The 26,717-nt window shown below is 44.8% G+C and carries 21 protein-coding genes; 11 read left to right on the top strand and 10 right to left on the bottom strand.

All coding sequences use genetic code 11. The features are described from left to right. Positions 1-6: 6 nt before the first annotated feature. The 4 genes from C942_RS10825 to C942_RS10810 all read right to left on the bottom strand — a co-directional run bounded on the left by C942_RS10825 (position 7) and on the right by C942_RS10810 (position 4,857). Positions 7-801, bottom strand: a complete 795-nt coding sequence (locus C942_RS10825) for an enoyl-CoA hydratase (RefSeq protein WP_007465612.1) — start codon at positions 799-801, stop codon at positions 7-9. A gap of 60 nt (positions 802-861) precedes the next feature. After that, complete coding sequence (locus C942_RS10820; protein ID WP_007465610.1) at positions 862-2,016, bottom strand: acyl-CoA dehydrogenase family protein; 1,155 nt, start codon at positions 2,014-2,016, stop codon at positions 862-864. Between the two features lie 47 nt (positions 2,017-2,063). Further along, positions 2,064-3,557 (bottom strand): CoA-acylating methylmalonate-semialdehyde dehydrogenase, encoded by a 1,494-nt coding sequence (locus C942_RS10815; protein ID WP_007465608.1) that lies wholly within the window; start codon positions 3,555-3,557, stop codon positions 2,064-2,066. Positions 3,558-3,627: 70 nt separating this feature from the next. Then, positions 3,628-4,857: a thiolase family protein gene (locus tag C942_RS10810; protein ID WP_036799645.1), complete on the bottom strand. Its 1,230-nt coding sequence runs from the start codon at positions 4,855-4,857 to the stop codon at positions 3,628-3,630. Between the two features lie 232 nt (positions 4,858-5,089). On the opposite strand from C942_RS10810, the gene C942_RS10805 reads away from it, so the two are divergent. The 6 genes from C942_RS10805 to C942_RS10780 are packed head-to-tail and all read left to right on the top strand — an operon-like array spanning position 5,090 to position 12,246. Further along, positions 5,090-5,467, top strand: a complete 378-nt coding sequence (locus C942_RS10805) for a MerR family transcriptional regulator (RefSeq protein WP_007465606.1) — start codon at positions 5,090-5,092, stop codon at positions 5,465-5,467. Between the two features lie 54 nt (positions 5,468-5,521). Beyond that, positions 5,522-6,691 (top strand): isovaleryl-CoA dehydrogenase, encoded by a 1,170-nt coding sequence (locus C942_RS10800; RefSeq protein ID WP_007465603.1) that lies wholly within the window; start codon positions 5,522-5,524, stop codon positions 6,689-6,691. 22 nt (positions 6,692-6,713) lie between these two features. Continuing rightward, a complete protein-coding gene (locus C942_RS10795; RefSeq protein WP_007465601.1) occupies positions 6,714-8,318 on the top strand; it encodes a carboxyl transferase domain-containing protein in 1,605 nt (534 codons plus the stop codon). Between the two features lie 47 nt (positions 8,319-8,365). Further along, positions 8,366-9,205 carry an enoyl-CoA hydratase-related protein gene (locus tag C942_RS10790; protein WP_007465599.1) on the top strand — a complete coding sequence of 280 codons (840 nt, stop codon included), beginning with the start codon at positions 8,366-8,368 and terminating at the stop codon, positions 9,203-9,205. Then, complete coding sequence (locus tag C942_RS10785; protein ID WP_007465597.1) at positions 9,198-11,288, top strand: acetyl-CoA carboxylase biotin carboxylase subunit; 2,091 nt, start codon at positions 9,198-9,200, stop codon at positions 11,286-11,288. The genes C942_RS10790 and C942_RS10785 overlap by 8 nt, the downstream gene beginning before the upstream one ends. A gap of 43 nt (positions 11,289-11,331) precedes the next feature. Beyond that, complete coding sequence (locus C942_RS10780) at positions 11,332-12,246, top strand: hydroxymethylglutaryl-CoA lyase (protein ID WP_007465595.1); 915 nt, start codon at positions 11,332-11,334, stop codon at positions 12,244-12,246. A 91-nt stretch (positions 12,247-12,337) separates the two neighbouring features. Here the strand turns inward: C942_RS10780 and C942_RS10775 are convergent, their stop codons facing one another. Both C942_RS10775 and C942_RS10770 read right to left on the bottom strand, forming a co-directional pair. Further along, positions 12,338-12,613: a hypothetical protein gene (locus C942_RS10775; RefSeq protein ID WP_007465593.1), complete on the bottom strand. Its 276-nt coding sequence runs from the start codon at positions 12,611-12,613 to the stop codon at positions 12,338-12,340. Between the two features lie 316 nt (positions 12,614-12,929). After that, positions 12,930-13,208, bottom strand: a complete 279-nt coding sequence (locus C942_RS10770; RefSeq protein ID WP_036799643.1) for a hypothetical protein — start codon at positions 13,206-13,208, stop codon at positions 12,930-12,932. A 297-nt stretch (positions 13,209-13,505) separates the two neighbouring features. On the opposite strand from C942_RS10770, the gene C942_RS10765 reads away from it, so the two are divergent. Continuing rightward, positions 13,506-14,636, top strand: coding sequence for a hypothetical protein (locus tag C942_RS10765; RefSeq protein ID WP_157372611.1), 1,131 nt, complete (start codon positions 13,506-13,508; stop codon positions 14,634-14,636). Between the two features lie 31 nt (positions 14,637-14,667). On the opposite strand, the gene C942_RS10760 is transcribed toward C942_RS10765, so the two are convergent. After that, positions 14,668-15,924 (bottom strand): autotransporter outer membrane beta-barrel domain-containing protein, encoded by a 1,257-nt coding sequence (locus tag C942_RS10760; protein WP_198287482.1) that lies wholly within the window; start codon positions 15,922-15,924, stop codon positions 14,668-14,670. A gap of 352 nt (positions 15,925-16,276) precedes the next feature. Between C942_RS10760 and C942_RS10755 the strand changes: the two genes are divergently transcribed. Together C942_RS10755 and C942_RS10750 are read left to right on the top strand one after the other, a co-directional pair. Next, positions 16,277-17,593 carry a winged helix-turn-helix domain-containing protein gene (locus C942_RS10755; protein WP_007465588.1) on the top strand — a complete coding sequence of 439 codons (1,317 nt, stop codon included), beginning with the start codon at positions 16,277-16,279 and terminating at the stop codon, positions 17,591-17,593. Positions 17,594-17,707: 114 nt separating this feature from the next. After that, entirely contained in the window at positions 17,708-17,983 is a 276-nt protein-coding gene (locus tag C942_RS10750) for a hypothetical protein (RefSeq protein ID WP_036799641.1), read from the top strand. Between the two features lie 226 nt (positions 17,984-18,209). On the opposite strand, the gene ppiC is transcribed toward C942_RS10750, so the two are convergent. Further along, positions 18,210-18,491: a peptidylprolyl isomerase PpiC gene (gene ppiC / locus C942_RS10745; RefSeq protein ID WP_007465584.1), complete on the bottom strand. Its 282-nt coding sequence runs from the start codon at positions 18,489-18,491 to the stop codon at positions 18,210-18,212. Positions 18,492-18,629: 138 nt separating this feature from the next. Next, the gene (locus C942_RS10740) at positions 18,630-19,316 is read right to left on the bottom strand and encodes a VC0807 family protein (protein WP_007465582.1); all 687 of its coding nucleotides are present in this window, start codon (positions 19,314-19,316) and stop codon (positions 18,630-18,632) included. Between the two features lie 258 nt (positions 19,317-19,574). On the opposite strand from C942_RS10740, the gene C942_RS10735 reads away from it, so the two are divergent. Together C942_RS10735 and C942_RS10730 are read left to right on the top strand one after the other, a co-directional pair. After that, positions 19,575-21,134, top strand: coding sequence for a glutamate synthase-related protein (locus C942_RS10735; protein WP_007465580.1), 1,560 nt, complete (start codon positions 19,575-19,577; stop codon positions 21,132-21,134). A gap of 104 nt (positions 21,135-21,238) precedes the next feature. After that, the gene (locus C942_RS10730; protein WP_007465578.1) at positions 21,239-21,778 is read left to right on the top strand and encodes a hydrolase; all 540 of its coding nucleotides are present in this window, start codon (positions 21,239-21,241) and stop codon (positions 21,776-21,778) included. 911 nt (positions 21,779-22,689) lie between these two features. Here the strand turns inward: C942_RS10730 and pulA are convergent. Continuing rightward, positions 22,690-26,304, bottom strand: coding sequence for a pullulanase-type alpha-1,6-glucosidase (pulA, locus tag C942_RS10725; protein WP_007465574.1), 3,615 nt, complete (start codon positions 26,302-26,304; stop codon positions 22,690-22,692). Positions 26,305-26,717 lie beyond the last annotated feature (413 nt).

Genomic DNA, 26,717 nt, shown 5'->3' with positions numbered 1-26,717 from the left:
ATTTCCTTACTTGTTTTTCCATTGCGGTTGACGCTTTTCCAGAAATGCCCTGACACCTTCTGTCTGATCTTCGGTATCAAACAACCTCACAAACGCCTCACGCTCCTGAAGTAATCCATGTTGAAGTGGAGCACTGCGACAGTTCTGGATAAGCTGCTTACAGGCCGCAACAGCAGGCGGCGACTGATTCGCCACAGATTCAGCCATTTTTCTCGCCCGTTCCAGTCCGTGACCGACGGCAACCATATCTTCAATTAAACCAATTTCAAGCGCTTGTGACGCATTAAGCCTTTCACCACAAAGGATCATCCGCTTGGCCCAGCCTTCACCCACAAGCCATGCCAGATTTTGCGTACCTCCAGCACAGGGCAGCAACCCCACTTTGGCCTCAGGCAAAGCCATCTGTGCATGGGCTTCAGCAATTCGAATATCACAAGCCAGCGCCACTTCAAGGCCGCCCCCCATGGCATAACCGTTAATTGCCGCAATAGAAACGCCCCGGAATGCCGACAGGGTTTCAAACGCACGACCAAAGCTTTGAGCCATCGCCACAGCGATCGCTTTATCCCCATCCGCAAACAGGTTTAAATCCGCACCAGCCGAGAAAAACTTATCGCCCTGTCCGGTGACCACCAAGGCATAAACATCTTTGTTGTCGTTGAGGCTCTCAACCATGGCTCTCAGTTGCTCAAGGCTTTCTGCGGTCCAGGTATTCGCCGGAGGGTTATTCATTGTGACAACAGCCACATGATTGTCGATATCCAACAGAAGTGAAGTGTCATCAGACGTCTCTGCAGACATAGCTTTCCCCTTCTTAACTAAATGGCTGACATAGAAATAACGGCTTGATTTATAATCAGTTCAAACCAATTCAGGGCTTTCAGCCAATACCCGCCTAGCGATGATCAAACGCATAATTTCATTGGTACCTTCCAGAATCTGGTGCACCCTGACATCACGGAAATACCTTTCCAGCGGGTACTCTTTGATATAGCCATAGCCGCCGTATAGCTGCAGTGCCTGATCGCAGATCCTGAAACCAATATCTGTTGCAAAGCGCTTTGCCATTGCGCAATAGGCCGTTCTGTCCATATCCTGACGATCTAGTTTACTGGCGGCATAACGAACCAATTGTCTGGCTGCAACCAGTTCCGTTGCCATATCCGCCAACTTAAACTGCACTGCCTGAAACTGAGACAACGCCTGGCCGAATTGCTGGCGTTCCGTAACATACTGACGCGCCTGATTCAGCGCTTGCTGAGCAGTTCCCAATGAACAAGTCGCAATATTGATGCGGCCGCCATCCAGCCCTTTCATAGCAATTTTGAAGCCCTCACCTTCATAACCAAGAAGGTTCTCAACCGCAACAGCAACATTCTCAAACGTAACAGCCCGAGTCGGCTGACTGTTCCAGCCCATTTTGGGCTCTTTCCGACCATAGCTGATTCCTTGAGCGTCCGCCGGAACAATAAAAGCAGAAATGCCACCGGAGCCCGGCTCGCCAGAGCGCGCCATCACCAGCAACACATCAGTTTCACCGGCTCCGGAAATAAACGCCTTGGCACCATTGAGAATATAGTTGCTTCCCTGCCTGATCGCGCTGGTTGTTAACGATGCCGCATCCGACCCCGCATTTGCTTCAGTCAGGCAATAGGATCCCAACCATTCACCAGTCAGTAATTTCGGGCAAAAGTGCGTTTTCGCCGACTCAGTAGCAAAAGACGCAATCATCCATGTCACCATGTTATGTATGGTCATGAATGCAGTGGTTGAAGTGCACCCCATCGCCAGTTGTTCAAATATAATCGACGCATCCAAACGGCTCAGACCAAGACCACCGTCTTCTTCCGGCACATAAAGACTAAGAAAGCCCAACTCGCCAGCCTCCCTTAATACGTCTTTAGGGAAAGACTGCGCTTCATCCCATTGAGCTGCATTCGGTTCCAACTGGTCATGGGCGAACTGACGGGCTGTTTCAGCAAATGCCCGCTGATCTTCATTAAGTTCAAAATCCATCAGTCCTCCCTCAACACATCAGAGCATATAAGAGCTGTACTTCTGACCTAGCGTAAATGGATAGTCAGGTTTGGTCCGGTCGGAATATCATCTTCAAACCATCGAGAAGTAACGGTCTTTGTCTCGGTATAAAAACGAACAGCCTGTTTGCCATAGGCATGGAGATCGCCGTAAAAACTTCCGCGCCAGCCGGTAAACGAGAAGAAAGGTAACGGCACAGGAATCGGCACATTTATCCCGACCTGTCCGACCTGAATTTCATGCTGGAATTTACGTGCTGCCGCCCCGCTGGCGGTAAAAACAGAAGTGCCGTTACCGTAAGGATTGGCGTTAACAAGAGCGATCGCCTCATCTAAAGTATCCACTTCAAGGCAAACCAGAACCGGCCCGAAAATTTCTTGCTGATAAATGGACATATCAGTTTGAACACCGCTGAACAATGTCGGCCCAACCCAGTTACCATCCGGATAGCCGTCTACTTCGCAATGGCTACCATCAAGTTCACATCTCGCACCCTGTGCTTTACCTTCCTTAATCAAATCCAGCACCCGCTCTTTAGCCTGCTTGCTGATCAAAGGGCCATATCCTGCTTTATCATCATTCCAGGCTCCGGGGCTGACTTTTTCCATCTCGGTTTTCAAATCAGCAATCCACTCTTTTGCCCCACCAACAAACACAGCGACAGATATCGCCATACAGCGCTGACCTGCGGCTCCGACAGATGAACCGACAAGATTACTGATCACCTGCTCTTTGTTGGCATCCGGCATTACAACCAAATGATTTTTGGCCCCGGCAAACGCCTGTACCCGTTTAAGGTGATGAGTACCTGTTTGGTAAATATGGCGGGCAACAGGGACTGAACCGACAAATGAAACAGCCCTAATATCAGGATGAGCCAGCAAGTAATCAACCTGCGTTTTTTGTCCGTGAACGATTTGCAAAACACCGGGAGGCGCACCGGCCAGCTTAAAGAGTTCAGCCAAACGAATTGAAGTCAGCGGCACCTGATCAGAGGGTTTCAGCACGAAGGTATTACCCGCAGCTATCGCCATTGGAAACATCCACAACGGGATCATGGCCGGAAAGTTAAACGGGGTGATCCCGCAGCAAACACCTAATGGCTGGGTAATCGAGTATGAGTCTATATCCGCTGCAATATTTTCAGCAGTTTCTCCCATCATCAGGCTGGCAATATTGGCAGCCTGCTCAACAACTTCAATACCGCGCCAGACATCACCTTTGGCATCGGCAATGATTTTCCCGGTCTCACTCGATAACAACTCAGCCAGTTCATCATGATGCTCCTTGAGCAACTGCTGATAGTTCAGCATCAATCTGGCCCGTTCAGGCACCGGCACTTCTTTCCAGCTTTTGAAAGTCTCGCGCGCACTGGCAACGGCTTCTTCAACTTCATCCTCAGTTGAACATGGCAATCGGGCAATAACAGCATTGGTTGCCGGATTGGTGACATCCAGCCATTCCAGTGAAAAAGACTGCCGAAATTCACCGTTGATATAGACGGGAACATGGTGACTCATGTTTGCTCCTCCGGGCGCTGAGCCCTCCATTCAATAAATTCGTATGCTTGCATTCATTAACGTGACGCCGTCACAGAACAGGCACTTCAATAGCGACAGCCGTTGCTTCTCCGCCTCCGATGCATAATGCAGCGATTCCTTTCATAAGCGCAGGACTCTCACTGCTGAGGGAATCAGCGGCAAGAGTAGAAGCTCGGTGCCTTAATGCATGAATCAAAGTCACCAGAATCCTTGCTCCGCTTGCACCAATTGGGTGACCAAGTGCACAGGCTCCTCCATGGATGTTAACCTTGGATTCACCCAATCCCAGCTCCCGTATAGCAATTTGAGTAACAACGGCAAACGCTTCATTAATTTCCCATAAATCAACGTCAGCTACTGACCAGTTAAGCTTATCCAGTAACTGCTGTATGGCATAAACTGGGGCAATCGTAAATTCATAAGGTGGACGGGCATGAGTTGTATGACCGCGAATTATCGCCAGCGGCTCTAATCCCTTTTGTTTTGCCAGTTCAGCATCCATTACCAGTAGCGCAGCCGCACCGTCAGAAATTGCACTCGAATTTGCCGCTGTCACCGTTCCCTCTTTTGCAAAAGCCGGTTTTAATGCCGCTATTTTTTCAATCTTAATTTCACCCGGGTGCTCATCCTGTTCTATTAGTGAGACGGCGCGTTTACTCTCTTCCAGCCGAACAGGAACAATTTCATCATCATGAACATCAGTCAGTTGAGCCGCTACCGCCCTTTCAGCAGAGAGTGCTGCCCAGTTATCCATTTCTTCACGGGTAAACTCATATCTATCGGCAATCTGCTGAGCGTAAAAACCCATCAGTTGACCTTCGTAGGCATCCTGTAATCCATCCAGAAACATATGATCATAAAAAGAGCTGTGGCCAAGGCGGAGTCCTTTGCGGGCATCTTTTTGCAGATAAGGCGCATTGGACATACTTTCCATCCCACCGGCAATCACAGTGCTTGCTGTCCCGGCCTGAATCAAATCATGAGCCAGCATCACTGATTTCATTCCGGAACCGCATACTTTATTAATGGTGGTACAGCCTGTTGAGGAAGGAAGCCCAGCGCCCAGAGCTGCTTGCCTGGCCGGAGCCTGTCCCAAACCAGCAGGTAGAACGCAGCCCATATAGACTTCGTCGACGAGATCGGGTGCCACTCCGGCACTTTCCATTACGCCCCGGATGGCAAATGCCCCCAATTTCGGTGCAGCTAAAGAAGAAAACTGACCTTGGAAGCTGCCCATAGCAGTACGGCGGGCAGCCACTATCCAAACGCTTTTGTCCATCACTCCGCCCTCTCTCTGACGATAGCAACATGTGCGAAATCGAATGTCAGTCATTGTTTATTTTGAGCATTTTCGATTTCTTGACGTTTTCGTAAGCATAGCACTAACATTTACGTAAACGTTAAGAAACAAATAAATCTATCAATTAGAAAAACGTAAATTTTCTTTCCGTCAGCAGCCTTGATGCAGGTATGCGATCGGTTAATACCCTTATTCAGGAGGGTGCCGGACAGTGGAAACATTTAAAATCAGTGAATTATCAAAAGAGTTCGATGTTACTACCCGCAGCATTCGGTTTTATGAAGATGTTGGTCTGCTACATCCGTCAAGAAGTGGCAATATCCGAATCTACCAGCACAGAGATAAGGTCAGACTGAAGCTGATTTTAAGGGGCAAGCGGCTGGGGTTTTCCCTGGCAGAAATCAAGGAACTGTTCGAGCTGTACGACACAGATCAGAGCCAGACTCAGCTTCACGAAATGTTAAGAATCATTGATAAAAAACAAGCTATTCTGCAACAACAGCTTGACGATATAAACGCGGTAATGAACGAATTACAGACAGCTAAAATCCGGTGCCAACAAGCGCTCTCTAAACCAAAAAGCGCTTAGACTGTTTTCAAATATTAAACCCCGTCTTCTTCATTTTACTGAATCGGAGATGCTATGAAAGATCTGTTCTCCCCTCTTAATTTTGGTCTCGGCGAAACCATGGATATGTTGCGTGAACAGGTCAACAGTTTTGCCGCTGAAAACATTGCCCCGCTAGCCGGCCAAATCGATCAAGACAATCAGTTTCCCAACCAGTTATGGCCCTTGATGGGCGAAATGGGTCTGCTTGGGGTCACTGTTGATGAAAAATACGGCGGAGCCGGTATGGGATACCTAGCTCATGCCATTGCAATGGAAGAAATCAGCCGCGCTTCAGCCTCGGTCGGCTTGAGCTATGGCGCTCACTCTAACCTCTGCGTCAACCAGATTTACCGAAATGGCACGGACGAACAGAAAAAGAAATACCTCCCCGATTTGATCAGCGGAAAGAAAATCGGTGCCCTTGCGATGAGCGAGCCGAACTCGGGTTCCGATGTCATCAGCATGCAATTAAAAGCTGAACCGCATGGCGACCGCTTCATCCTCAACGGCTGCAAAATGTGGATCACAAACGGCCCCGATGCCGACACCATAGTGGTTTATGCCAAAACCGATCCCGATGCAGGCTCTCACGGCATCTCTGCTTTCATCATTGAAAAAGACATGAAGGGATTCAGCCACGCCCAAAAGCTCGACAAGCTGGGAATGCGTGGCTCGAACACCTGTGAGCTGGTATTTGAAAATTGTGAAGTCCCGGCGAGCAGCTTGCTCGGTGAATTAAATAAAGGGATCAGTGTGCTGATGAGCGGCCTCGATTATGAGCGGGTTGTTCTTGCTGCCGGGCCACTTGGCATCATGCGAGCTTGTTTGGATCTGGTCGTTCCTTATATCCATGACCGAAAACAATTCGGCCAGTCTATCGGCGAGTTCGAGCTGGTTCAGGCCAAAGTTGCCGATATGTATACCCGAACCAACGCCGCCCGAGCTTATGTCTACACCGTCGCTGCAGCCTGTGACCGCGGTGAGACAACCCGTAAAGATGCCGCCGGAGTGATCCTCTATAGTGCTGAACTCGCCACCCAGCTGACGCTGGATGCTATTCAGTTACTTGGAGGTAATGGCTATATCAACGAATTTCCGGCCGGACGACTGCTTCGGGACGCAAAGCTTTATGAAATCGGTGCTGGCACATCTGAAATCCGCCGAATGCTGATCGGACGGGAACTGTTTGAAGAATCCAAATAAAACCAACAAAGCAAGGACAGCCATGGCGATTATTCAGACTCACATCCATCCGGGCGAAGCACAGTTTAAGCAGAACAGTCAGAATATGGCAGAGCTGGTGGATGAGCTACAAACCAGAGCGCACCAAATTCTGCAAGGAGGCGGAAACAAAGCCGTTGAAAGGCAAAAAGCCAAGGGCAAACTTCCTGTTCGTGAACGCCTTGATGCCGTACTGGACAATGGAAGCCCTTTCCTCGAAATCGGTCAGTTTGCGGCTTGGGAAGTCTACGACGAACCTATTCCCTGTGCCGGAGTTGTAGCAGGAATCGGCTACATTGAAGGCATAGAATGTATGATTATCGCCAACGACCCGTCAGTAAAAGGTGGCACCTACTATCCCCTGACTGTGAAAAAACACCTTCGCGCTCAGGAAATCGCCGAACGCTGCCACCTGCCCTGCATCTATCTGGTCGATTCCGGCGGTGCTAACCTTCCCCATCAGGCTGAAGTTTTTCCCGACCGTGACCATTTCGGGCGTATCTTCTTTAATCAGGCCCGAATGTCGGCCAAAGGTATTCCGCAAATCGCGGTCGTACTCGGATTATGTACCGCGGGCGGTGCTTATGTTCCAGCCATGGCCGATGTCGCCATTATCGTCAAGCAACAAGGTACGATCTTTCTGGCCGGACCGCCGCTGGTAAAGGCAGCAACAGGCGAGGTTGTCACGGCAGAAGAACTGGGCGGCGCCAATGTCCATTGCAAAACATCCGGTGTTGCCGACTATTATGCCCACGACGAACACCATGCCCTGGAGCTGGCCCGTAAGGCCATCACCAGTAGCCACCTTTCGAAATCATACAAACCGGATCATCCGGTATTACCGCCTCGTTACCCACAGGATGATCTGTTCGGGATTGTTGGCACAGATTTGCACAAACCAATTGATATCAGAGAAGTCATTGCCCGGATTATTGATGATTCCGATTTTGACGAATTCAAAGCCTTATATAGTGAAACTCTGGTCTGTGGTTTTGCTCGACTTTATGGCCATTCAATCGGCATCGTCGCCAATAACGGCATTCTGTTTTCAGAATCCGCTCAAAAAGGTACACATTTCATAGAACTGTGCGCCAAGCGGAAAATCCCCCTGCTGTTTCTCCAGAACATTACCGGCTTCATGGTCGGGAAAAAATACGAAGCTGAAGGAATCGCTAAACACGGAGCCAAAATGGTGATGGCCGTGTCCTGTGCCGATGTTCCTAAATTTACCGTGATCGTCGGCGGTTCATACGGTGCCGGTAACTATGGCATGTGTGGCCGAGCCTATAACCCAACCATGATGTGGATGTGGCCCAACGCTCGAATCTCCGTTATGGGCGGTGAACAGGCTGCCGAGGTTCTTGCTCAGGTTACCCGAGACATTAAAGAACGTAACGGAGAAAGCTGGTCACAAGCCGATGAGGACGCTTTCAAAAAACCAGTCCATGAAATGTATGAAACTCAGGGCTCTCCTTATTACGCCAGTGCCCGCCTGTGGGATGACGGGATTATCGACCCGCGCCAGACCCGAGATGTGGTCGGCCTTGCATTAACCGCGGCATTGCGTGCACCGATACCTGACAGCCAGTTTGGTATTTTCAGAATGTAAGTGACTCCACATAACTTAATGCGATAAGGCAAAGTAAGGAGCAAACAATGAACCAGTCCACATCAAGTTACACCAACCTGCATACAGAACTTGATGCCGATGTCCTCTGCTCCGTATCCGGTTCTGGTGTTGCCACTCTCACGCTTAATAGAATCCATAAACATAACGCTTTTGATGCCAGCGTTGTTAAAACCTTAAGCCACTACCTTTCGCTGCTAAAAGAAAGAAAAGATATCCGGATACTGGTTCTGAACGGCAAAGGACGTCACTTCTCCGCCGGCGCGGATCTTAACTGGATGAAATCCATGGCAGACAAGTCAGTTCAGGAGAATCATAAAGATGCTTCTCAACTGGCGAACTTGCTGGCCGAACTCGACACCTTTCCAGCCCCGACCATTGCCCAGGTTCATGGCAGCGCTTATGGCGGCGCCTTGGGTCTCATCTGCTGCTGTGATATCGCCATTGCCAGTGCAGAAAGTCATTTCTGTCTCAGTGAGGTGCGGCTTGGTCTGATTCCAGCCACCATCGGCCCCTATATCTGTCGGGCAATAGGCCTGCGCCAGGCTCGGCGTTATATGCTGACTGCAGAACGTTTCAACGCTGCCACCGCCCGCAAGCTCGGGATCATTCATGAAGTTCGGAGCCACTATGAGGAAACGGACAGATTATTATCGCATCTTATCGAGCAACTACTTCATAACAGTCCCGAGGCACTGACTCAGGCCAAAGCCTTGTGCCAGTTGTGCCATAACAGAGAAATAGACGAAGAGCTGAGAGAAACCACCAGTGGCCTTATTGCTGATATTCGAGTTTCACCCAATGGTCAGGAAGGTCTGAAAGCATTTTTTGCCAAACGACCACCAGCATGGAGCACAAGACATGAATGAATCAGCAGGAAAAAAAATTCAGCGACTGATGGTCGCAAACAGAGGTGAAATCGCCTGTCGTATCATTTCAACAGCAAAAAAAATGGGCATAACCACCATAGCGGTCTACTCCGATGTCGACAAAAAGGCAAAGCATGTAGCAATGGCGGATGAAGCCATTCTGATTGGTAAAGCCCCGGCACAAGATTCTTACCTCAACATCCCGAAGATTATTGAAGCAGCAAAACAGGCTGGTGCAGAAGCCATCCATCCCGGCTATGGTTTTCTTTCTGAAAATGCCCGATTTGCTGAAGCATGCCAATCCAATGACATCATCTTCATAGGCCCGACAGCCGAAGCCATGCTGGCAATGAGTTCAAAATCTGAAGCCAAAGCCATAATGGAAAAAGCCAATGTGCCGCTGATTCCCGGCTATCACGGCGCAGATAACTCAACGGAGAAATTACTCGATATTGCCGGTCAGATCAGTTATCCGGTCATACTCAAGGCTGCTCTTGGCGGCGGCGGTAAAGGCATGCGAATTGTCAATTCAGCCCCAGAGATGCCGGAAGCTATTGCCGGAGCCAAGCGCGAATCAAAAGCCGCTTTCGGCGATGACCATCTGCTGATTGAAAAGTATTTAACACAACCGAGGCATATTGAAATTCAGGTTTTTGCCGATCAGGCAGGCAATACTATCTATCTTTCCGATCGGGATTGTTCAATTCAGCGCCGCCATCAAAAGATTGTTGAAGAAGCCCCGGCTCCAGGGCTGTCTGCCGAGCTACGCCAAGCGATGGGACAAGCCGCCGTTGATGCCGCCAAAGCGATTGGCTATGTAGGAGCAGGGACTGTTGAGTTTCTTCTCGACAGTAATGAGCAATTTTATTTCATGGAAATGAACACCCGCCTGCAGGTTGAACACCCGGTTACCGAGTTAATCACGAGGCAAGATCTAGTTGAATGGCAAATAAAAATCGCAGAAGGTTCAACCTTGTCGCTTAAGCAGGAAGATATAATTCACCGCGGCCATGCAATTGAAGTCCGAATCTATGCTGAAGATCCGGAGCAAAATTTCATTCCATCCTCCGGGCAAATCCATTTTCTTCAGGAGCCCCTGACCTATCAGAACGATCAAATCTGTATCCGACTTGATTCCGGCATCAGACAAGGTGACAGCGTCACCTCATATTATGATCCTATTCTGGCAAAACTCATCGTTTGGGCGGAGGACAGAGAGCGGGCTACTCATGAGCTGTCATCAACACTTTCTGATTATCGTCTGATTGGCCCGGAAACCAATATTCCCTACTTACAAAGAGTAATTCAGCATCCGGAGTTTAAAAAAACTCAGCTCAATACGCATTTCATTGACCAATATAAAGCAGAGTTAGAGTGCATTGCTCCACCACTATTTAAAACAGGACAAACCGGTAAACCATCAGCCGCCAAGATCCCAAAGCTTGTATTGTTTGCGGCCGTTGCCGAAATCGAACAAAGTCGTCACTCCCAACCATTTCCCGACTTATATGGCTGGCGACTCAATCAGGAGCCGTATTCAGATAGCATCATAAATACAGATAAGGGCGATTGCTATAAGCTGAGTTTCCAGCATCTGGAAGATAAAACGTCTTGCTCGCTAAAAACAAAGATCAAAAAGATAGCAACAAATAACGAGCCTGAGTCAGCCGCAAGTCTGGATATCCATCTTTTATCGACAACTGAAAATCCACATAACTCAGGAATTAACGACTTTCAGATTGAAGTAAACGGGTGCTCCTGTCATTTCAGCGCCGTTTACTGTCAAAACCGCCTCCACATCTATCATGACCACTGGCATGACGTATTCACATTTGGTCATCAGGCTGATTACCAGCACAGTAAAGAAGAAAATAATCAGGCAGTCGCTCCTCTAAACGGTATTGTCAGCACCTTGCTTTGTCAGCCCGGCGACACCGTAGATGAAGAACAACCTCTGCTGGTTATTGAGGCAATGAAAATGGAATATACAGTCAGGGCGCCGTATGCAGGAACCGTAACCAATATTCATTTCCAGCCTGGCGATCAGGTTGAACATGGTGAGCAGTTAGTCAGTTTCAAATAGGAAAATAAGAAAACTGATAGTCCCGACGAAAAAGGAGTTTCAAATGGCCACACTTCCGGAAAAAGTGACTATTTTTGAAGTCGGAGCCCGAGACGGACTCCAGAATGAAGCCCACGTCAGTACAGAAAACAAAATAGAATTTATCAACCGGCTTTCCCAAAGCGGATTACGTCACATAGAGGCGGGCTCATTTGTCTCCCCGAAATGGGTACCTCAAATGGCAGACTCTATGGAAGTAATGCAACAAATTCAAAAACAACCTGGCGTTATCTATTCTGCTCTAACCCCTAACATTCGAGGCTTTGAGCTTGCCCTTGCCGCCGGTGCTGAGGAAATTGCTATCTTTGGCTCATCGTCTGAAGGCTTCAGCCAGCACAATATCAACTGCTCAATTTCAGAAAGTCTGAAACGTTTCGAACCAATTATGTTGCTGGCACAAAAACATCAAATTCCAGTTCGGGGATACCTCTCCTGTGTTGCTGATTGCCCCTATGATGGTCCGACACCACCACAACAAGTTGCTAATATTGCTAAGGCACTGACCGGTTTAGGCTGTTACCAGATATCCCTTGGCGACACCATTGGAACAGGCACACCACTACGTATCGCCAGAATGATAGAAGCTGTCGCCAGTCAGGTGGCGCTGGAAAACCTGGCGGTACATTTTCATGACACCTGGGGACAGGCACTAACTAATATTTACCAGGCTCTAACGATGGGAATTCACGTCATCGACAGTAGTACCGCCGGTCTCGGCGGGTGCCCCTATGCTGAAGGAGCCAGCGGAAATGTGGCCACTGAAGATGTCATCTATCTCTGCCAAGGGCTGGGAATAAAAACGGGGGTTGATTTAGACAAAATCGCATCAGCCGGATGGATGATAACTGAAAAAATAGGAAAACAGCCAACTTCACGAACTTCGTTGGCGTTAAAATCACAGCATTACAAGCAAAGATAAAATAAGACAATAAAAAAAGACGACAACCAGAACTGCTTCCAATTATCGCCAAAGGGCTATGAGATAGTAGCAACCAAATTTTAAGTACGAATTAATCAGCTCTTAAATAACGCTGCTCGGCTTCCAGTTCACTGGCAACCTGCCATATAACCATCTCTCTTTTATCTCGTATACTCTGCTCATGCTTTTTATTGGCAGCGTTTCGTCTGTTATCAGAACCAATATATTGCTCTGCATAGTTATCAAATAACGTCCTGAATTCTTCCATTGTCGGCAAACAATTATGGTCTCGCTCATACGAATCAAAAATATCATTTACTTTTGTCGAAATATCACGCTTAACGCCATCCACATCTGAACTCAACATAACTATTAGCTCCAATATTAATTGCGACACAATGCACAAGGTTGAAATATCTAAAGTTTAGCCAATAATTTTAGAATTCACAGAAAATCAATATCACTAATGAGAATAAATGAAAATCATCGTGAGCCGCTGTTTTATAAGGACTTTAAATAAGAATTAATGTTAGAGCTCATGAAAATGATAAAACACCACCTTCTTTTTGCGATCTTGATCTCAAAAAATAATATTATATTTTTTAAAAGCGATAGTTATGCAAACAACATAACTATCGCTTAACGTTAAGACACGTTAATAATTGAAGTATAAGTTGCAATCTCTACTGCTGATATTTTAAAATTATTTGTTCCGAATCTAAATGATATAACACCCGCCCTGCTCTTTTGACTCTGGCAAATTGCTTTTCAAAGTTATTTGTTATTCCTTCAACACTAAGTTGATCCATCGGACCTATATAATTTTTTGTATTGTCATCAAATATTGAACGACATTCTTCCATTGTGGGCATAGATAAATGCAAGTCATCTAAAGACTCAACAATATTATTAACATTCATTGGAAGACCGTGATTAACTCCATCAATGTCTGAACTGTCCATAATTCCATCGCTCCATAATTTTCTTTGCCGGATTGTCCAGATTATCTAACAGTATCAATTGTAGACGATAAATTACTCACTTATACTTCAAAAAAGTAACAAAATCCTACCTTACTAAACACTAAGGTTATGTTTAATAACAGATTAGCTGCCATGACATCACGATTAAATTTTTATTAATAAACTGACTGCCGCCATTTTTTTAGACCAAGATCCCGAAAAACATGAAACTTCATACATTTCGGCTTTCAACAAATAAAGCGACTATAATTAAAACAGTTGTCAAATCATGGTGTTATGATGGATTATAACCGCAATAATTATAAGCAAGCACTGGATAACTATCCCGTCACCACATCAAAACTAACAGTCAAACGTATTGATTTTGCAGTTGAATTATCATTACTTATCGTAGGTATTTCATCTCCCCACCATCTGTTCGCAGCACCTGTATCTGAAAATGCAGTTCCATCTTCAAAGGTAAGCCATGTTGAAGAGATCGAAGAAGAGAATGACATTATTAGCTGGATTGATGATACGCAATTGACAATCGCTGATAGTATTCATGATTACAGCAGCTCTTTTGATCACTTTGTTGGCAAGAAAGACGATGAAGAGCCTATGAACAACCGAAGTTATCTCAGGCTTAAACTAAAAAGCCGCTACTCACATCGAGAGAATTTTGATCCTGACGGTAGCGTCTATTTCAAGCTGGATCTACCACACACAAAGAAAAATTGGAAATTGATCTTTGAAAGTGATCCCGATGACTTTGATCGTCTGGAAGACAAGGAACGTGGGATCAGCGCCAACAGCAGTAACAGCCTAAGTGGCGCTGTTGGTGGCGTTCGCCTCCAGGGAAGAAAATGGGGAGAGTGGAAGACCAACTTTGATTTAGGGCTCAAACTCAGGTTCCCCATAGATCCCTTCACCCGAATAGAGGTTTATCGTACAGATCAGTTAAGCTATGAATGGACCAGCCTGACAAAACAAGAAGTATTTTATTATAAATCCAAAGGCCCGGGAGCTATAACGTCATTCAACTTTTATCATGCTATCAGCCAAGCTCCATCCACTATTCTCAAACTAAGCCTAAATGCCCAGTATCTTGATACCGATAATAATTGGGAAGTCGTTCAACAAGCAGAAATATTCGACCGAGTCAATCAGGATAACCTTCTACAATACTCTATTGGTGTCAGCGCAGATTCAAGACCGAACTATTCTGTAACCAACTCGTGGGTGTCCATCGGCTGGAAGCATCGCCTTTACAAAAAATGGCTCTACTTAACAGCAACCTCTGAGTTTGATTTCCAGGAACAATTTAACTACAAAATTAATCCAGGAATTATGTTAGAACTTGAGTTGTACTTTAGCTCCAATGCTCGCAGTACCGACCGCTTGAAGAGATCTATTCCTTCGTTATAACATCTCAGAAAAATGAATCTTTCGGCCTAATCTAATCAAGCGCGATACTAACACCTAAGGTAAAGGTATAAGCAGATAGGTCATCAAGCCCCACTAATGTACTTGCCTCAGCATAGCCATGCCAATCTCGATTGAACGCGCCAGACAAACCGAGGTGAACACGACCGTAAACTGCGTCATTAGTGTTTACGATAATCGGCAACACACTACCGGAGTTATCAGACTTTAACTGGCTAATAATTCGTTCTGAACCACCGTCAATATCATAATGCAAAAATCCGCGAACATAAGGTTGGAAAACTCCGAGGGTAGTTCGCACCGGATGCGATGCACTGACACCGGCAATCACCATCGTTGACTGCAGCTCGTTTATATCATCAACTTTGGAGATCAGATAATTTGAGATCCCCTTAGACGGTCGTTCACTGTAGCGTTCTGTATCAGAAAGAGTGTGTTGAATACTGCTTTCAAACGCAATATTCAGATAGTTAAAATCGAGGACATAACCACCACCCAAGGAGAAAACCCAAATATCAGAATCCACTTCGCTCGAATTGTTAAATACACTATCACTGTAGTGACGAATACGACGCTCAATATCTGTATCCATCAGCGCATAACTGGCAGTAAAGTCAACAAACCAGTCATCACGAAAATAGCTGAAATAACCAGAAGCCACCAAGCCATCTATTTCACTTTCAGTACTTTCATTATGGTTTTCATCAAATGGTAAACCCAATGCAACACCAAATAAATAGTGCTCATTAAACAAGTAATCACCACCTAAAGTAATCGAATACCCGTCCAGTTTCTGATTAATCTCCTTGGAGAGGTAAGCCCTGTCATTAGTTTTCGTGACATAAGTATTAGAATCAAAACGAACATATGCCCCAAGACGAGAATAGTTCTGATCGCCTAGAAATCCGTCTTGGTATAACATAAGTTCAGATACCTGAGAGTTCCCGGATGGCCAGGATTTTTGCTTAGCCGCATAACGAAGATCACTGGCACGCAAAGCCATTTCATTACCATTTAAGCCGCTGTAGCTGTTCGATAATGCCTGAGATGATTTGGCTTGTGAGAAATCCTGTTTACCTAACTTATCCCCTCTTACATCATTAGCCAGCCTCATTAAATCTGAAATAGCCTGATAAACTTCTTGAGAAATCCGACTGGTCATCGTCGGTGGTTGCTCTTTCTCTGTCGCATAAGAGAATTGGCTTAAAATCGTTGTGCCTACAGCAAGCATTGACGCAAAAATTGCGTTCCGCATTGTCTTTATATCCATACCCCCCCCCCAAATGCAGCAGCTCACAAACTTTGGTTTTTCTATCTATCATCAGTGAGCACATAGGTCAGTATAGGTATCAACGCCAGACGCCCTTGTCGCAAAAATGACCATATTGAAGATTTTTTATGGTTGGAAAATTATGAAAAATGAAAACAAATCCTAAAATTGCACTAAATGTTTATACTGGACTGAAATATAGTGAGTTTTATAGTTATTCCTGTCTGGCTTATCCGCATGATGTATGGCAGTATTCAGACGTAAAATTAACGATAATAAATAAATCAATCAGTTACCATAACCCTACTAAATATAATTTAAACAAAGTCACTTTCATCTGAGCAACCAGAGCATGTCCGATCATCAAGACACCGCACAAAAAGTCCAGCTGGGGAAAGCTATAGTTTTTGACTGCTCAACCAAGCGCCTGACATACAAAAACCGTCACATCGATTTGAACCGGGCTGAACGAGAGGTTCTCTATACTCTTGTTATCAACTCTCCTCGCATGGTCTCTAAACCTGATTTACTCGCAGCAGGCTGGGTTCGCAAAAATGTAACTAAAACCTCGTTATTTCAAACAATCAGGAACCTCAGAATTAAGCTGAAAGAGGAAGAAAAAGGACAAATTATTGAATTGATCCCTAAGCTGGGATACATCATTAAAATAACCCCCTATGAAGAGCCAGAGCCAGCAAACACTCCAGAAACAAAGCTCCTCCCTGAATGCCGGAAGACTAAGAACAATAATCGTAAAATAGCGGCTCTTTCTGCCGGATGTATATTGTTAACGTTAGCTACAGTGCTGTATTTCACCGTTAAACCTAAAGATTTCTTTTACGAAGTAGCAGACAAAAACAATAACAACACCATAGTGTTATTGGCACAAAATCAAAAAGATCTGGATTTTCTTCTAAACCGTACGGAGCAACACCTGTCTCCGAAGAAATTCCATGACAATCTGTTTTTCATTGCCAAAACCGAAAACTATTACTCCATAGCCTTTTGTGAAAAGAACGAACAAAACGTTTGTGACCCTAACTCAGCCCGAGCACTGAGATTCAGCCATCTTGAACTAGCATCTTTCTGGCCACTGATGACTGAAGAATCATTGTCTATTGGTTGTATGTCTGTATTTAACGACGACATCGCCATTACATCGTCTGCGAAATCGTACAATCTCTATCTGGAAAACGGACAGGTATCCCCTAACTTATCTCAGTATTTCGTCCATAAAAAAGAACAAAACTACTGGAACTTCACTGGGATCACTTATCGGATGAACCAAAAACAGAAACAGTTTGTTCCAATTTCATTCAAAGGGGGCGAGTTCAGGCTGAAAGAGACCACAATTGTGCCCTTTCTGGCGATGACGACGACAAAGCCTGAATATTTCTACTGGATCAAATCCAAAGAAGAATTAAAGGCTATGAACATCCAGCTTCCAAGCCAAATGGAAACTAGGTTCGATAACGTTTACCGCCAGACAATCGGATATGAAAGCTATATGCTTTACCGACAGGATGGCCTGTACCTATGGTACTCCGCAGAAGCCGGTTTCTACTGGTTTAACAAGCAGGGAAATGAGGCATCCAACTTTCCTGAATTCGACACAATAGCACCTTGCAAAGACTTCCTGCACATCAGTTCCAATCCCCAGTGCAAATAACCCATACACCTCCGGCTAGATACAGGCCGGAGGTATCAAAAACTCCAACTAATTTGCCATCACGCAATTGATGATTACTCTTATATAAAGGCTTTACTTCTTTAAGGTGACGTGATGAACAAAATTAGACATGGACTGTTCAGCTTCTTCTTCACATTTCAGGCTTTCTTCAGACTAGCCTTTCCTATGCTATTTAGCCTTAACCTGCTGGGTGTGGCTTTGGGGCTGCTGCTGATATTTACACCGTCAAACGCTCGCGAGTACAGCGAAATCATATGCCTGTGTTTTGCATTCAGCTCATGTTCTCTGTTGGCTCTGAAGCATTTTTATCCAACAATTCTGGCGAAAACTGATACACGCAGTAATAAGATAGTTGTTCCACTGAGATAGTTTTTCCGCTGAAATAACGGTTCCGTTTAAAACGGTTGTTACGCCAGACACAAAAAAGGACATCCAATGATGTCCTTCTTATTATCTTCTGCTTTGAAATCAGATTAGGTGCGGTAAAGCACCTTAGTAACGTGCTCATTGCAATGCACTATTTCAGCATTTGGCGCGAAGATAATGTTTAAGACGCACATTAGTCAGCTTACAATATCTATGCAGGCTCTAACCATCACGTACGGTACAACACCTTAATGATGTGGTAACCAAACTTGGTTTTTACCGGACCGATTGGCTCAAGCACCTTGCCTGTAAACACGGCTTTGTCGAAAGCAGGAACCATAGCACCTTTGCGGAACTCGCCCAGATCGCCACCACGTTTGCCGGAGGGGCAAGTTGAGTATTTCTTAGCAAGCGTCTGGAATTTAGCGCCTTTCTTCAATTGCTTAAGAATATCGTCTGCTTGTTCTTTGTGCTTCACCAGAATGTGAAGCGCTGCTGCTGTTGAAGCCATGATAGCAACCCTAATCTAACTATGAATAAATCGCGCAAAGTTTGCGATAAATCGCAGCAAGTAGCAAGCGCAAATAAAAATGCCAGCAACATTCGGCTGGCATTTAATCTAATCAAGAGATGAGTATAAAACGTGCGGTTACTGCATCTTAAAAATCTGCGCAGTTTCCAACTGAGTCATCTGACGAATTTGACGCCATACAAAGTAGAAAATCCCCATCATCATCAACATGGATGGAATCGCAATCATCGGGTAACTCATCAAAGTTAGCTGACCCAGTTCTTCATTAAACGCCTGAGAACCAGACGGACTGGTCACAATCATTTTTGCCAGCACATAGTTCATTACAGATGAGAACACGAAAGTGCTCGCAAACAGGTAATTAGAACGCATCAGACACTTATCGAAATCCGGCTGTCTGCCGTTTTCGCTCAGCTTCTGTTTAATCAGCGTCAAATTCAACACAGAATCATTAAACAGCAACTTGGTTACAACCGGATACTTAGTAAAGGTCGAGATGAATACAGCAAGACCGATTAAGCCCGGAATAAGCGCTTCTTTTACAGCCAGCCACTTAGTGTCCAGTTCCAGCAAGCCTATCCCACCAGTTAGCAACACGCTGACAAAACCCAATAATGAAATAAAATTGAATTTCTTGAACTTAATTAATTCATAACCGCCGAATACAACCGGAAATGCCAGAGCGATAACTAAGGCACCGACGGAGCCCAACTGATCCTCACCACTCATTTTCATGAGTACAACAGAAGGAACAATTACGTTGAAAATCAAATCAGTAAACGGGTTCGCTTTCTTTTCTGCCATAATCTCGTCAAAAGTTACTTAAAAGTTAATTCCCGACCATTGTTCCGTGATTTGATGTTCCTGTAAAGCGTTTCGAACATACAAACTGTAAAAGGCTGCAACAAAGCCAAAAGCTCTGCCACTCCTCGCATTTTTTCAATAGCGTATCTATAGCTCTATAGCGATACCGACAGCTGGAAATTCAGCAATCCTCTCCCATACTCATTCAACAAAGACAAAATAACAAAGCACAATATTACCGGAGCAAGGAGTTAAGCAATGACTAAGCCGATTATTGCCAACAATCAGCCTATAAAAGTCAGTCTAGAACAAGATAAGGAATACTACTTCTGCAGCTGTGGACGCTCTTCAAAACAACCTTTTTGTGATGGTTCACACAAAGGTACTGGTTTTAGCCCTAAAGCTTTTAAAGCCAAAAACTCCGGAGACGCTTATCTCTGTGCGTGCAAACACACAGGCAATGCACCATTTTGCGACGGTACACACAAACAATTTGCAGCAGAAGATGTAGGCAAAGAAGGACCCGGTATATCAGCCTCCTCAACTGAGAACTCAGCAAATGAAATGCCGATTGCCACTCCGACCAAAGAAGAACCAACCGTTGCTTTCATTCACCAATTAGCAAGAGAAGGTCTGTCACAGATGGGACACCACGGTCCAATGACTGCAATGGGAGTCCCCCGCTACCAGTTACCAGACTGGGATGACATTCAAATTATGGTCGCCCAAATGGCTACTCGCCCGCTGCTGGAAAATGCCAAAGTTGGAAAAGAGTTAGTGATCGGCCCTAAGGCCAGAAAACCTTTAGTATTGGATATTCCATTGTTTGTCTCTGACATGAGTTTCGGCGCCTTATCCGAAGAAGCTAAAATAGCATTGGCAATGGGTGCGGATATGACCGGCACAGGGATCTGCTCAGGTGAAGGTGGCATGCTCACTGAAGAGCAGCAGGCAAACAGCAAATACTTCTATGAACTTGCCAGTGCCAAATTTGGCTACCGCGAGGAATTACTATATAAAGTTCAGGCATTTCACTTTAAAGGCGGCCAGGGAGCGAAAACAGGAACCGGCGGGCACCTTCCTGCCAGTAAAAATATCGACAAAATTGCCGAGACCCGTTGTCTGAAACCCGAAACGGATGCTATTTCCCCCCCTACCTTCACTGATTTAAAGACGGTGAAAGATTTTGCTGATTTTGCCAATCATGTTCGGGAAATAACCGGCGGCATACCGATCGGCTTCAAACTCAGCGCCAACCATATAGAACGTGATATGAGTTTTGCTCTTGAAGCAGGTGCTGATTACATCATCCTCGACGGCCGAGGTGGCGGAACCGGTGCCGCACCACAGATTTTCCGCGATCATATCAGTGTGCCGACGATTCCGGCTCTTGCTCGCGCCCGGTACTTCCTCGATAAACAAGGTGTCTCTGACGATGTGACTTTAATTATCACCGGAGGCCTACGCACCCCAACCGATTTTGTAAAAGCCTTGGCTTTAGGAGCCGACGGCATTGCTATCGCCAACAGTGCAATGCAGTCGATCGGTTGTGTTGCAGCCAGGATCTGTAACACCAATAACTGCCCTGCCGGTATAGCAACCCAAAACAAAGATCTACGACAAAAACTTAATCCGGGAAAAGCAGCAAAACAGCTGGCAAACTTTCTCACCGCTTCAACTGAACTCATGCAAGTAATGGCTCGAGCATGTGGTCACTCGCACCTGAATCAATTCAATAAAGACGATTTAGCCACCTGGAATCATGATATGGCTCGTCTGGCAGGTATTGAATATTCCGGCTTTAAACAAAGAGATTAAATGATGATTATAAAAGAAAAACAGCGGTTGTTCTGGTAACCTGTTATGCAAGATGCCGCGTATAGCCCGGCCAATTTCGTTATCACGAACAAAGGACATAGCAAATGCTTGATGCAGCAAATACCGCCCTGGTAATTATTGATGTCCAGGGCAAACTTGCACAAATCATGGACCAGAAAGATGCCCTGTTTCAAAACCTTGAGACACTGGTGAAAGGAGCAAAGATTCTTGAATTGCCTGTTGTATGGGTAGAACAGATCCCTCATAAGCTCGGCCCGACAATTCCACAAATTGCTGATAGCCTTCAGGATCAGCAACCTATCACCAAAAACAGCTTCAGCTGCTACCGTTCTGAAGAATTTATTTCAGCGCTTGAAGCCACGGGTTGTAAGAATGTCATTGTCGCTGGTATTGAAGCACATATCTGTGTTTACCAAACCGTAAGACAAATGCTGGATGCTGGCTATCATGTAGAAGTCATCAGTGATGCGGTTTCATCCCGCCACCCTCTCAACCGTGAAGTTGCATTAAATAAAATGCAACAAGCTGGTGCAGAGCTGTCTTGTACAGAGATGATCCTGTTTGAATTACAGGCAGTAGCTGAGGGTGATCGCTTCAAACAGATTCTGAGTATTGTGAAATAGTCTGCCATACGATAAATAACCTGATGAATTCACTAAAACAGCTGATGAACAATCATCCAATGCCATTCAGATAAATACTAACGCTTATATCAGAGTGGATAACGGCAATGTACATGTAACACCGAACGCAAAAAAGTTCGGTGTTTCCTTTTCGGCAAAGTGGGATTTTGGGCTCTAGCCTGTGGTGACATAGATCTCTCAAGCAATAAGTCATTATCACTGTAACGGTCGATAACTTCGTATCGAAGCCCAGTCATGACCGGAGTTAAACTGTGTGAATGACAACCAAATTGCTGCCAACTAAGTAGTAATTTTGCGGAAAAATAACAGCGAACAAATAATGTCAGAGAGTCATCTGGAAGATCCATAAAAAGCAGTTAGGCCAAACAAATTTTTCCCACGTAACAGCCATCAAAAGCGGCCCCTGAAGCATTCTTGTCGAGGTATACACTAGTCCATCCAAGCTACAATAAGACATCGTCACTTCATCAAGACGCTTTCGACAGTCGATCAGAACACTCGGTGTAACATGAAACCAGGTATTGATTCACGTTGACTGCAATACAAGATCCATTAAGCCGCACACTTCTTTGATAGATGAATTGGTTGCGCATCAGCCCCATGAGGATTACAAGCCAAACAGCTTGCTTCGCTGATAACCAACGCCGTCGGATACTGACTTTACCTGTTGCAAAAAATCACTGCTCAATCTGATCAGCATCAGTGAATCAAATGAGCCTCTTTCATCTACAGACTCAAAAGCCATCAAGCACTTACACAAACATAAAAAATCCCTAACCAACACGTGATTAGGGATTATCTATCAGCTATAGGATCGTTCAAGTATTCTTAAACGATCAGCATTACTCAATGGTTCCGAGCTCTCTAGATAGTACTGTGAATTTAATTAATTAGTTCTTAGCTACTACTGGAATCCCAGCTCCGCGGGCATTGCCACGTGGCTGAATAAATACCGCCGGTGACCATGCAGGAACAGACAGAGTGCTATCTTTAACCGTTGCACCAGAAGCCAGTTTTGATTTATGCAGCGGACTCAGCCTAAGTCCTGTTACACCATTCAGTGTAAAGTCTTGTTGTTCTGGTGTTGCATTAATCACAATCACCATAGCATCAAGACTTGAGTCAATATCCGAAGCCATACCAGTACCGTTATTAATAGACATCACAATCAGTCCCGGAACCTGATCAGCACCGGTATTGTGAAAATCAACACGAGCCGTAACTTCACTGCCTTTACCCAATGTGATTAACGGGTATTGCTGACGCAAGTCAGTCAGTTCCTTGAAGAACTCATCCATCTGATTAATATCAGCATTCGATGACTTCGCATTTTCTCCTGCAGTTTCAATTACTTTCGTAATAATATCGTAATTGCTGCCATCCTTATCTTTACGAGGTAAGCCCTTATTCCAGTTATTATCCTCAGTACCCTCAAGGTTGAAATCGACTTTGTTATACCAGTCACCAGAATCATAAGAGTCCCGCTGCATCGACTTCGAGCGTAACAGCTCAGCCCCCATCTGAGTAAATGGAACACCTTGACCTAACATAACCGTTGCCAGTGATATGGCTTGCATACGAACACGATCTTCTGTCTTAACAGCATAACCAATCTTGTATTGGTTATTATCCCAAAGCGTTTGGTTATCGTGCTTAGAAACATAGTTCAAAACTTCTGTTGGATCTGTCGCGTAGCCAGCCGACTGACCGTTATAGTCGATTTGATCACCACGTTTCGCAGTTCCCAAGGAATCAATTAAAACAAAATCTTTAAGGTTACCGGCCATGCCTAACCGTACGATATCTGCATTATGCAATGCGTCGGCTTTACTCGTTTCAGAAATATCATTTTTCAGAGCATAAGCGCCGTTACCAAAGCCTTGATTCTTGCGAATATTATCTTTGTCATCAAAGGGAGTACCACCGCGAACTGCATCGCGAAGGCGGTCAGAGTAACTACCAATACCTGTTCCTGCTAGATTTTTCTGAGTCGCTTGCTTAAACAAAGCATCATTCGCTACTTCACCGAAGTTCCAGCCTTCACCGTAGAAGTAAGTATTTGGATCAACTTTCTTGACCGCTTCCAGAGAGTGCTGAATTTGTAACAACGGGTGATGACCCATTAGGTCAAAACGGAATGAATCTACCTTATACTCACGAGCCCAGACTACCAATGAATCAGTAATCAATTTCTCCATCATTGCATGCTCTGGTGCAGTATTAGAGCAACAAGTAGAGTTCTTCACTCCACCAGTCACTCCATCCAAACGGTTGTAGTACCAAGGTACAATTTTATCCAGAATAGAGGTCTTCGAATCAGGTCCTGCAGAGTTGGTATGGTTATAAACAACATCCATAACCACGTTCATACCAACATTTTCCTTCACTGCCTTAATCGCTTCACGAAGTTCAAGAATACGCTTAGTACCATCTGCATTTGTTGAGTAAGAGCCTTCCGGCACAGTATAGTGGAACGGATCATAGCCCCAGTTAAAGCCATCAGTTTGTGACACAAAACGGTTCAGTTCCTGAACAACCGGATTGGATGGACTATCGTCAGCCTTAATAGTTTCTAATACATCAGCAATTGTCTTTTCTGAAGAGCAATACTGTTTGAAACGTGACTCTTTAACACCGGAGTTCACATCACACAACTTACTAAAAGGCTGATCAATTTCGGCAACTTTTGCCGGATCTTCATTAATAGTTGCGATATCAAAGAACGGTAATAAATGCAGGTGAGTAACACCACTAGCTTTAAGCGATTTTAAATGTTTAACCGGAGCAGCATCTGATTGTGTAAAGGCTCCATATTTGCCACGTAAATCGACAGGTGTTGATTGATCCAAAGCTGAAAAATCACGCACATGTGATTCATAAATCACAAACTCAGCAGGGTTGTCCTGTTTAACCGGACGCTTCAATGCATCCCAACCATCAGGCTTTAGCGATGAATCATTTAGATCCACAACCTGACTGAATTCTGAATTCATTGACAGACTAAGTGAATACGGATCTGTCACTTCATATTCCCGCATCTCTTTAACTGCCGGATGGTACACATTAATTTTGTAGCGATAATAGTCATTTGCCTTGAGTTTACCTGTATTCAAACTCCACGAGCCACTTTGCTCATCAAAAGTCATCGGCAAACTTTCAACCATATTTTTCTGTTGTGAATACTTCACAACAGAAACTGACCGTGCTGTCGGTGCCCAAACCCGGAAAGTCACATCAGAGTCACTTACAATCGCACCATAGTTAAGGTCGTCAGCAGTAGCAGCATAAATATCATCAAGCGCCCCAGCAGGCTGTACCTGCGTCGCAGAGATTAATTTACCACTGGCATCGTATGATGCTGCATAGAGTTGACCTTTCAGCAGCTCTTTCGCTGTTATTTTTGCGTCTTCAAAGTCCAATTCCCAGCTATCATACTCCTTCAAGTATCTATATTTATTGCTCCAAGATTTATCTGATGAGCGTTTAGCCGTAATAACTTTATCAACCTCAGTAAAAGCGAGTTTTTTACTGTCGAATTGGATACCTGCATCTCGGGCATAAATGAGTTCAACCTTAGCGGCTCCTGATGGCAATGCTAAAATGTTACTCGTTAGCCAATGGGCAGATGCTCCACTTAACTGAGCCTGTGGTTGTTTCGCCATTGGTTGATAATAAACCGTTGAACTTCCCTCAAATGTAAAAGCAGAATCCGCGATGACACTCGCTTTACTAATATCTAAAACTGTATCAGATACTAACGGCTTACTATCACCTATATGAGGTATAAAGTTGATACAGTGACTTTCGTGATTATTGGTTGCCAAATCCCAATAAGCCCCATAGGTTTCACTAATCCCAGTAACAGGTAATCCAGTGCCCCAACCGGTATCTGCTCCAGCATAGCCACTACATTTCTCATTATTCCAAACATGCAAAGTTATGTCAGAATAGTCACCATCATCGAGGTTGATATAAATACGCGAGGTATTATTTGCCAATGCTGGTATGAGCTCAGGAAAAACAGCAGGAACACCTTCTTTGGTAAATACGTAATTACCCTGATTGTGAACCTGATTTAAATCCAGTTTCGCATTAAAATCACCCAGTGGCTTATTAAGCTTCGAATCTCTAGGAATAAAGTTAACACACTGTGTTGTATCTTCTTTGAGATCAATAATCCAATAAGCGCCCTGCTCTTCATCAACCCCACTTAACGGAAGCCCCTTATTCCAGTCAGTATCTTCACCATCATAGCTACCACATGTATCATCATTCCAAATATGCAAGCTATAACCTTCATACTGATTTGTTGCAGCCTTAGAGGTCACCGCTTGGTCTTTGAGCTTAAAATAAATGGCAGCCTGATTTTTAGATATTGTGACCAGTTTCCCGTTACCATCAGTTTTGTTTGTTGGTGATGCATCATCACCATTACATCCAACAACCGCAACAGCAGAACACAGAGGAATAATTACTTTAGCTATCGTAGACAATTTAAAATTCACGTCTCTTTCCTTGAACACTCATAATTTATCGGGGGGAAGTGAAAATTAGAGTTTTATTGTTATGGCGAGAGAAGATAATCGAGCTTATGCACTACAAACTGTGACAGTAAGCACTTGATTAGTAAATTAATAACGGGATTTAATTACATTTCAGTACTAAGTCACTGTTTGTATAGTGTTAATATATCCGTCATTAATGCACGAAATGTTATACAGCTCAAATCATTAAGAAATAATATGCCCCCCCAGTTCTTTTTGCTGAATAATTTCATACCAACGGGTATAGAGAGACTGGTACCCAAAGCTCCATTCTGAATCTTTTAATCAAGAATCGGGCTCAAACAAAAAGCACAGTGATTATTGAAAAGATCAATTGATCTAATATGATATTCACTAATAATCCTTGCTTATCG

Origin of the sequence: Photobacterium marinum (assembly GCF_000331515.1) — a bacterium.
In the GTDB taxonomy this organism is placed as follows: Bacteria; Pseudomonadota; Gammaproteobacteria; order Enterobacterales; family Vibrionaceae; genus Photobacterium; species Photobacterium marinum.
This window is presented reverse-complemented; position numbering and strand designations above follow the sequence as displayed.

Coding starts and splice junctions, on each gene's coding strand:
- C942_RS10825 (WP_007465612.1), bottom strand. CDS start 801: ATGTCTGCAGAGACGTCTGATGACACTTCACTTCTGTTGGATATCGAC.
- C942_RS10820 (WP_007465610.1), bottom strand. CDS start 2,016: ATGGATTTTGAACTTAATGAAGATCAGCGGGCATTTGCTGAAACAGCC.
- C942_RS10815 (WP_007465608.1), bottom strand. CDS start 3,557: ATGAGTCACCATGTTCCCGTCTATATCAACGGTGAATTTCGGCAGTCT.
- C942_RS10810 (WP_036799645.1), bottom strand. CDS start 4,857: ATGGACAAAAGCGTTTGGATAGTGGCTGCCCGCCGTACTGCTATGGGC.
- C942_RS10800 (WP_007465603.1), top strand. CDS start 5,522: ATGAAAGATCTGTTCTCCCCTCTTAATTTTGGTCTCGGCGAAACCATG.
- C942_RS10795 (WP_007465601.1), top strand. CDS start 6,714: ATGGCGATTATTCAGACTCACATCCATCCGGGCGAAGCACAGTTTAAG.
- C942_RS10790 (WP_007465599.1), top strand. CDS start 8,366: ATGAACCAGTCCACATCAAGTTACACCAACCTGCATACAGAACTTGAT.
- C942_RS10785 (WP_007465597.1), top strand. CDS start 9,198: ATGAATGAATCAGCAGGAAAAAAAATTCAGCGACTGATGGTCGCAAAC.
- C942_RS10780 (WP_007465595.1), top strand. CDS start 11,332: ATGGCCACACTTCCGGAAAAAGTGACTATTTTTGAAGTCGGAGCCCGA.
- C942_RS10775 (WP_007465593.1), bottom strand. CDS start 12,613: ATGTTGAGTTCAGATGTGGATGGCGTTAAGCGTGATATTTCGACAAAA.
- C942_RS10770 (WP_036799643.1), bottom strand. CDS start 13,208: ATGGACAGTTCAGACATTGATGGAGTTAATCACGGTCTTCCAATGAAT.
- C942_RS10765 (WP_157372611.1), top strand. CDS start 13,506: ATGATGGATTATAACCGCAATAATTATAAGCAAGCACTGGATAACTAT.
- C942_RS10760 (WP_198287482.1), bottom strand. CDS start 15,924: ATGGATATAAAGACAATGCGGAACGCAATTTTTGCGTCAATGCTTGCT.
- C942_RS10755 (WP_007465588.1), top strand. CDS start 16,277: ATGTCCGATCATCAAGACACCGCACAAAAAGTCCAGCTGGGGAAAGCT.
- C942_RS10750 (WP_036799641.1), top strand. CDS start 17,708: ATGAACAAAATTAGACATGGACTGTTCAGCTTCTTCTTCACATTTCAG.
- ppiC (WP_007465584.1), bottom strand. CDS start 18,491: ATGGCTTCAACAGCAGCAGCGCTTCACATTCTGGTGAAGCACAAAGAA.
- C942_RS10740 (WP_007465582.1), bottom strand. CDS start 19,316: ATGGCAGAAAAGAAAGCGAACCCGTTTACTGATTTGATTTTCAACGTA.
- C942_RS10735 (WP_007465580.1), top strand. CDS start 19,575: ATGACTAAGCCGATTATTGCCAACAATCAGCCTATAAAAGTCAGTCTA.
- C942_RS10730 (WP_007465578.1), top strand. CDS start 21,239: ATGCTTGATGCAGCAAATACCGCCCTGGTAATTATTGATGTCCAGGGC.